The sequence below is a fragment of the Rubripirellula amarantea genome (assembly GCF_007859865.1).
Taxonomy (GTDB): domain Bacteria; phylum Planctomycetota; class Planctomycetia; order Pirellulales; family Pirellulaceae; genus Rubripirellula; species Rubripirellula amarantea.
In genome coordinates, this window is record NZ_SJPI01000002.1 from 1,366,637 (window position 1) to 1,373,978 (window position 7,342).

General features: G+C 53.6%; 9 protein-coding genes. All 9 read left to right on the forward strand.

Translation table 11 applies throughout. The features are described from left to right. Positions 1-8 precede the first annotated feature (8 nt). A complete protein-coding gene (ispG, locus tag Pla22_RS18820) occupies positions 9-1,148 on the forward strand; it encodes a (E)-4-hydroxy-3-methylbut-2-enyl-diphosphate synthase (protein WP_146516288.1) in 1,140 nt (379 codons plus the stop codon). Between the two features lie 250 nt (positions 1,149-1,398). Next, positions 1,399-2,370, forward strand: coding sequence for a type II secretion system F family protein (locus tag Pla22_RS18825; RefSeq protein WP_146516289.1), 972 nt, complete (start codon positions 1,399-1,401; stop codon positions 2,368-2,370). Continuing rightward, on the forward strand, positions 2,364-3,245 hold the full coding sequence (locus Pla22_RS18830; protein ID WP_146516290.1) for a hypothetical protein: 882 nt from the start codon (positions 2,364-2,366) through the stop codon (positions 3,243-3,245). The genes Pla22_RS18825 and Pla22_RS18830 overlap by 7 nt, the downstream gene beginning before the upstream one ends. Next, positions 3,242-4,423: a type II secretion system F family protein gene (locus Pla22_RS18835; protein ID WP_146516291.1), complete on the forward strand. Its 1,182-nt coding sequence runs from the start codon at positions 3,242-3,244 to the stop codon at positions 4,421-4,423. Before Pla22_RS18830 ends, Pla22_RS18835 begins: the two co-directional genes overlap by 4 nt. Beyond that, complete coding sequence (locus Pla22_RS18840; protein ID WP_146516292.1) at positions 4,420-4,881, forward strand: hypothetical protein; 462 nt, start codon at positions 4,420-4,422, stop codon at positions 4,879-4,881. The genes Pla22_RS18835 and Pla22_RS18840 overlap by 4 nt, the downstream gene beginning before the upstream one ends. Continuing rightward, positions 4,878-5,327: a hypothetical protein gene (locus tag Pla22_RS18845; RefSeq protein WP_146516293.1), complete on the forward strand. Its 450-nt coding sequence runs from the start codon at positions 4,878-4,880 to the stop codon at positions 5,325-5,327. Before Pla22_RS18840 ends, Pla22_RS18845 begins: the two co-directional genes overlap by 4 nt. Continuing rightward, positions 5,324-5,680 carry a hypothetical protein gene (locus tag Pla22_RS18850; protein WP_146516294.1) on the forward strand — a complete coding sequence of 119 codons (357 nt, stop codon included), beginning with the start codon at positions 5,324-5,326 and terminating at the stop codon, positions 5,678-5,680. Before Pla22_RS18845 ends, Pla22_RS18850 begins: the two co-directional genes overlap by 4 nt. A 7-nt stretch (positions 5,681-5,687) precedes the next feature. Beyond that, on the forward strand, positions 5,688-6,545 hold the full coding sequence (locus Pla22_RS18855) for a DUF1559 family PulG-like putative transporter (protein ID WP_146516295.1): 858 nt from the start codon (positions 5,688-5,690) through the stop codon (positions 6,543-6,545). A gap of 124 nt (positions 6,546-6,669) precedes the next feature. Next, positions 6,670-7,230, forward strand: coding sequence for a hypothetical protein (locus Pla22_RS18860; protein WP_146516296.1), 561 nt, complete (start codon positions 6,670-6,672; stop codon positions 7,228-7,230). Positions 7,231-7,342 lie beyond the last annotated feature (112 nt).

Genomic DNA, 7,342 nt, shown 5'->3' on the forward strand with positions numbered 1-7,342 from the left:
ACCCGAACATGAAGATCACCCGCAATCCAAGCCGCGCCGTCGCCATCGGTTCCATCGTCATCGGCGATGGCAATCCCATTGCGGTGCAAAGCATGACGGCGACCAAAACCCAGAACATCGATGCCACCGTCGCCCAGGCGGAAGCTTACCGACAAGCCGGCGCTGGCGTGGTTCGAATTGCGGTCGATAGCGACAAAGACGCTGCGGCACTAGCTGAAATTCGCGCTCAAACAACGGCCAACCTCGCCGTTGACTTGCAAGAGAATTTCAAGCTCGCCGAACTCGTGGCGCCGTATGTGGACAAGATCCGGTACAACCCCGGTCACTTGTATCACCATCAAAAAGACAAGACTTGGCAAGAGAAGGTGACATTCATTGTCAACCAAGCCAAAGAACACGATTGCGCGATCCGCATTGGTGTCAATTGCGGCAGCGTGGACCCCGCGAAAAAAGAGAAGTACGACCATAGCGATTCGATTTCGCCGATGCTTGAAAGTGCGTTGGAACACTGCGACTTCGTCGATTCGTTGGGCTTTGATCGCTATGTCGTCTCGCTCAAAGACAGCGACCCCCGCTTAGTGATCGACGTCAACAAACAGTTCGCTCAACGACGTCCTGACGTTCCGCTGCACCTCGGGGTCACGGAAGCTGGAATGCCGCCCGATGGCATCGTCAAAACTCGCATCGCCTTTGAACAACTGATTGGAAAAGGAATTGGCGATACGATTCGAGTTTCGTTAACGCTTCCCAACGATCGCAAGCCCGAGGAAGTCGTTGCTGGTCAATCGATCATTGATGACATTCATGCAGGCCGAGTGCGTAGCGTTGTGGTGTTCGACGATACAAAATTGAACATCATCAGTTGCCCAAGTTGTTCACGCGTCGAGAACGAAGCCTTTATCGACCTGGCGGAAAGCGTCAAAGAGATGACCGAGTACGCGAAGGATCATCAAATCACGATCGCAGTAATGGGATGCCGAGTCAACGGTCCCGGCGAAACCGATGAAGCCGATTTGGGCCTGTGGTGCGGTCCGGCCAAGGTGAACCTTAAGAAGGGGACCGAAGCCCTTGGTGCCTTCGGCTACGATGAGATCCTTCCCCGACTCAGACTTGAACTCGATCAAATCATCGCCGCAAAATCGAGCTAGCTGACTCGTCCTTACTGACGACGCAGACCAACGATGGGGATTGACTAGGCGGATCAACCAGGCCCTAGCGCGTTCTGTCCCCGCGAAGCTTCTTTCGCTCAGGTAACTCTTCCGTTTGCGTAAGCTGTTTCCGGTCGAAGTTAGTCGACGCCGGTCACCGCTTCTGTTCGCATCTTCATTTTCCGCTTGCATCGCACGGCCGGCATCCGTAATATAGACGTATTGTCTTAAACGTGGCGGAGGGCGGTAGATGGTTCGACTCAACGATCAACAGTTCGCGAACTTACTCGACGAGTTGGCCTATGCGGCGGCGCATGACTTGCCGTTGCCCGAAACCCTAGACCGGCTACGGGATCAGCGATTGGGAAAGGTGGCCAAGGCTGCTGAAGCGATTTCCGAACGACTGAAGCAGGGCGTCGCACTGGACGATGCGATTGCAATCGTTGATTCACCAATGACGGGCTCAGTGCAAACAGCGTTAAGCGTTTGCCGGAGGACGCGTGACGCCACCCATTCAGTATCCCATGCGCTCGATCACCGTCTGCTGAGTCGATTGAGCGATCACCTGCGCCGCCGCTCGCACCTGAGCCAACTCACTCGCTTGGCATGGGCCTACCCAGTCATCCTATTGCTTGCCGCCTATGCAGTATTAGTCGGTGTGATTGCACCTTTGGTTCGAAACAGTTTGGATGCGAATGAGATCTGGGCACCGTGGTTGAACCGGATGGCTGACTTCTTTCATCACAATGCGTGGTGGCCTCCGATCATTCTCGTTGTCGTCGTCTTTGCACTCGCCAAATTGCTGCGTCGACGGGTGTTTGTTTCTCAGCCTTCTCGCACGAGCCTGTTTTGCGCTTCACTCGCCGATCAATTGGAAGTGGGCGTTCCTGAATCCGAAGCAATCATCGCAGCCGCAAAACTGTCAAACCAACAAGAGATTATCAAAGGCGACGCACCCAAATTGTCTGATGCTCCCACGGCCACTTTGATTCGCCAAGCCACCGGTATTGGCACCGACATCGGCCCAGTGGAACACACCGAAGGCATCGTCACGGGGCTACGCATTTTAAGTTTGCAGTACGATGACAAATCGCACGCGCGACAGCGTTGGTCAACGACAATCATTCCGCAAATCGTCACTCTCGTACTCGGCGCAGGTTTTATTTTGGCTTACGCCTATTCCGTCCTGCGACCTATCTATCTGGAGGTCGAGCAGTGGTAAAGCATCTTAAGATCGCTGATATCAAGAGTGACCCCGTCGCTAAGCGATTGATAACGAACTCGGAAAACCGCAACGACTCTGTTGAAGCTCAACGCCTCGCGATGCACTGGCTCGCTGGCCAGGTTCAACGTAGCCGAATGCGACGTCGCGCCTGGGTATGCGTGATGATGGCTTGGTCGACGATCGCGATCGCGGCGGTCGCTAGTGCGGCAACGGCCTACATGATGGCCAACAATATCGCTGCGATCTTTGATTCAAACTCCGCGTCGCTCAATAACTTTCACGATCCCTATGCTAATCCACATCCTCTTCCCGATCGCGGCTTTTCAAACGTTGTGCCTGGGTTATTGTTGGCAATCGCGATTATGGTTCTCGCGGCAGGAGCAATCACTTTGCTGCGCCGAAGATTGCCCGGGATCCAGTCCGTCATCGATTCACTGGATTGGGCAACCGGATGCGATGCGGTCGCGCGACTTCTGCACCAAGGATGTACCTACAGCGAATCCTTTTCATTAACTGCGGGAATTCTTCGCGACGGAATCGTTCGAGATTGGTTTGCCGAGTTTGCTGCGCGAACGAATCGAGGGCAGCCATTCTTTGCTTCACAGCAACTGATCGAAGGTGATGCGGCGATGTTGCGGCTTTTAGTTTCTAGCGACGAACACACTGAGGTTCCTGCGAGCAGCCTTCCCGAACGCTGGACCACAGCCGCCAATCATTTCGAATCGGTTTCGCAACGACGCTTGGGCATCATGACACACTTCATTCCTCCCGCTGCCACGCTCATGTCTGGTCTTTTGGTCTGGATTGCGCTTTCCGCATCGCTGGGTTGGATGTGGCGCGCGATGGGAAGCACGTTGGGAGGTTTTCGATGATCAATCGCCCCATTCGAATTGCAATTTGGGTCATAGCACTGCTGGGCGTGTTAAGCGTATTCACGTTTATCTTCCCATCGTTGATGGGCTGGATTCTTTCGCTGCTCACGTTTTCGGCAATCTTCGAATACAAAGGGCATCGGTTTCGTCATACGGTGCAGTCATTCAATGACGTTTTGGAATCCGTGGCTCGACATGGCGGAGACGTTACTTCGGTAGCGGTCTCGTTTTCCCGCAAAGGACCACTAAGTGGTCGTTGCTATGAATTTGCGAGGCGATTGATGATGGGCCAGGAACCTCTCGAAGCCGCAGCAAGAGCTCGCGTGCCGTTGCAACTGTCAACCGCAGTGGCGTTGCAGGGAGGGATGCAACAGGCCGACGATGGTGAAGCGATCTCAACGGACCTGACACGCACTGACTTGATCCATGGCAATCTTGACCAATCGCTCGACCGGTACCGTCGTGAAGTAGGTTCCAGCGTTAACGGTGTTGGCCGCAATTTGTATTTGTTCATCACGGTACTTGTCGCGTTGCTGGTAACATCTTTTTTGGAAGTCTTCGTTCGTCCAACCATTGTGCAGCTACTCGAAGAGTTCGAAATCGGCGATCCGAAGTACATTGAATTCTTGACGACCACTCCAATTTCCCTTGCCTTTGTCGCGATGGCGGCTTTCTTCCTTGTCATCCGTCCCGTACTGCGACGTGGCAGAATCGGTAAATTGAAGCTCCCACGATGGATCCCAGAGAGCTCGACAGTCGCTCGCAACCAGTCGCAACTGCTACATGGACTTGCTGACGCCGTGGACTCGGGTTGGCCCATCGGCCGCGCTTTGACGGTTGCCCATGTGATCGCAATCGACCCTGGTCAACGGAATCGACTTCAACAGGCGATGGAATGGATTGAGCAAGGGAAAACGCCGGGGCAAGCGATTGCGCAGGCCGGTTGGATTGACAACGCCGATGTCCCCTGGATCGATGGAGCAGCACCGTCACGAATTACGTCCATTCTGCGAATGATCGGCGATCGCAACCTTCGCGATTCAATGATCCGAAGAGGATGGATCAATAGCATCTTGTTTCCCGTCTGCATTTTCACTCTTGCAGCATTGGTAGGGACCTACGCCGTAGGATTCATGCAAGCGCTAATGGAACTGATTAACTATGGAGCCATCCAGTGAGTCATTCTTCATACCTGAACCGACCAACCTACTTCCATCGCGGAACTCGCAAAGGTGCTATAGCGATGGAAGCCGTGCTGGCGGCTGCGTTGTTGTTCACCGCAGGAATTGCGGTAGCGAAATACGCCAAGGACGTCCGCAAACTAGACCGCAATGCGGACGTTACAATCGCAGCGAAACTTGCATGCGACAACACTGTGGAACGCTTAAGAACGACTCCGGCGGACCAATGGATGGACACAGCATCCGATATCGCCGAGCAGGTTAGTGACGCAGCAGGATTACCGATGACGATCGACGTTTCTGAGTTTGAAACAAATGACTCACGAGGTCAGCATGCTGAAATCTTGGCTCGGTACCATGGCGATATTGTTTATCGAACTCATGCTTGGTCACTTCTTGAACCAACCGCCGAAACGAATGATGAAAGCAGCGCTGAGAGCGAGGATGCACTATGACTATTCGTTGCTCACAAAAACGTCGCGGCAGTTCACTGATTGAAGTCATTTCAGTTCTTGGATTGCTGATGTTCATTGCCTCGTCCACATTCCAATTAATCTCTTCCTTCACCCTTGTCAGCAAACAGCATCAAGAGTCGCGAAGCGGAAGATCGTCGATCGCTCGCCTTGCCGATTCGATTCGTAGCGATATCCGCGGGTGTGAAAGCTTCAACGTGAACGATTCAACGCTTGTGATCAAGCGTGACGAAACCGAAGTAAAGTACCGTTTCGTGCCAGAAAAACAGCGAATCGACCGAACGCAAATCGAGCGCGACCAGAAATCAGCGGATCAGTTTCTGATTCACCGGGACGTTACCGCCGCGATGTCGAAGGAAGCCAATCGCTTTTCATTGAAGTTGAGCGAGAATGATCAAACGCACTGGACTGTGGAGGCGATTCAATGAAGTCACAACCCCGGTATCGTCGAGGCATCGCCTTTCTGATGATCGTAATGTCCCTGCTCGTGGTCGTGATCACAGGCATGCAGTTGACACTTCGATCTGAACTTGCCGACCGCCGTGCTGAGGCTAATCGCGAGCGAATCAGGCTGCTCGAGCGTGCCATCGAAACAGTGACGGCCAGCCAATCCGCACGCTGGACACTGCCACTGGACGAACTCAATCACGTTCGAATCGTAGTTACAAGAGATCCAGATTCCGATTCCGTTTCCGCTAAATGGATGATGGGCGATCGAGAACTCGACGCCATTGTCCGGCGAGATAGAATTAAAACTGAAGCAACCTCACCGAAAGAATAGACTTACCATGCAATCTTCTCACTCACCCACCCATTGCCGTTCATACACCGGCTTCACGCTTGTGGAGTTATTGGTGGTGATCGCAATCATCGGCGTGCTGATGGGCATGGCCGTCCCTGCAATGCAAAACATGCGCGAGCTTTCGCGTCGCAGCAATTGTCAATACAACCTTGCCGAACTTTCGCTGGCGATTTCGGCCTACGACGCTCGTCACGGGCACCTGCCCGCAGGCACGGTGAACGATTCGGCTCCGATTCGAAGCGTCGCCGAAGGATTTCACCACAACTGGATTTCGGGCTTGCTTGAAACCATGGACGCACAGCCGATTGATCAAGCCGTCGACCGTAGCGTCAGCGTCTACGACGTAAAGAATACGCCAGTTCGGATGTTACGGATGCCTAGGTTGCTGTGTCCGTCGGCTTCGGTGATCCGAGAAAATACAACTTGCTATGCTGGAATTCACGCTTCAACTGAAACCCCGATCGATGAAACCAACGACGGCGTGTTCATCTTGAATCGCCCTACCACGACCGATGACATCACCGATGGGTTGTCGTACACATTGTTCGTTGGCGAAAAGCTATCGCGTTACGAAGAAGACTTGGGATGGATTAGCGGCACGCGAAGCTCGCTTCGAAACACGGGCCACGCCATCAACGCCGAACGAAAGCGATTGCAAGAGACACTTGCCAGCGACGTGCCGACGCCTCCCTTGTACGTAGGCGGGTTGGTCAGCGACCATCCAGCGGGCGTTCATTTATTACTCGGCAGCGGCGAGGTTCGCTTTGGCGGCGAGTCCATGGATCAAAGAATTTTGGAACAAATGGCAGCCAAGGCTGATGGTGCGCTGCCACCAGGCAATTAATCGCGTATTCGCCGCCCTTCGTTTTCCCATGTAAAATATCTCTTGACGCATCGCCTGAGTGCTACTAGTTGTGGAATTCAGGCAAACGGGCCCTTCCTTGTCAAAAGTTTAAGGAGGCAAAACGATGGCGCCTGAACAACCAAGTCCCAATGACAACGACAATGGTCGATCGACCATTGATCGTTTCTTCCGAGGCCTGAGCGAGTGCATTTTTCACTCTAAGCTCGGCGTGGCCGACGTCCAGATGGTCGACTACATCAGCGACCTGTTGCTCCGGTTCACTCGACTGGATGCAACCTACCGCGTGCGACGCACGAATGGAAAACCAGTCACCGAGGTTTTTCAAATGCTGTGCGAAGCTGAACAGCGAATCGGATTGGCCAAACGCGAGGTTCATCGCCACATCGGCGACTTCACGCTGTTTTGGTCCGGAATGTATCCCGAGAGTTTGCGAAAAGCCCACAAAGCGAATTCCCCGGATGGATTCCTCGACTATTGTCGGCAAGGAAAGCGAGCCTACGCGATCGCAGCCACAATTGAAGGCGGCGAAGATCGACCATCCTGCGAAGTGCTCCATCGAATGAGTGAGCAATTCGAAATGTGCGCCTACGGCCTACGAGAAATCCGCCGCGAATGGGAAGAGAACATCGACCCCAACAGCAACGACGGTTTGCTACTTTCTTAACCAGCGACAACACCAAGCCCAATTTCATCATAGCGGACGACGCACAGGCTATTTGGTGCTAGAAGCACCAGTCGCTCGTTGCTTGGTCCGCTTCGAAATTTGGTTGGTGAGC

What these genes read in the sequence shown, in the direction of transcription:
- ispG (WP_146516288.1), top strand. Translation starts at nt 9, where the DNA reads ATGAAGATCACCCGCAATCCAAGCCGCGCCGTCGCCATCGGTTCCATC.
- Pla22_RS18825 (WP_146516289.1), top strand. Translation starts at nt 1,399, where the DNA reads ATGGTTCGACTCAACGATCAACAGTTCGCGAACTTACTCGACGAGTTG.
- Pla22_RS18835 (WP_146516291.1), top strand. Translation starts at nt 3,242, where the DNA reads ATGATCAATCGCCCCATTCGAATTGCAATTTGGGTCATAGCACTGCTG.
- Pla22_RS18845 (WP_146516293.1), top strand. Translation starts at nt 4,878, where the DNA reads ATGACTATTCGTTGCTCACAAAAACGTCGCGGCAGTTCACTGATTGAA.
- Pla22_RS18850 (WP_146516294.1), top strand. Translation starts at nt 5,324, where the DNA reads ATGAAGTCACAACCCCGGTATCGTCGAGGCATCGCCTTTCTGATGATC.
- Pla22_RS18855 (WP_146516295.1), top strand. Translation starts at nt 5,688, where the DNA reads ATGCAATCTTCTCACTCACCCACCCATTGCCGTTCATACACCGGCTTC.
- Pla22_RS18860 (WP_146516296.1), top strand. Translation starts at nt 6,670, where the DNA reads ATGGCGCCTGAACAACCAAGTCCCAATGACAACGACAATGGTCGATCG.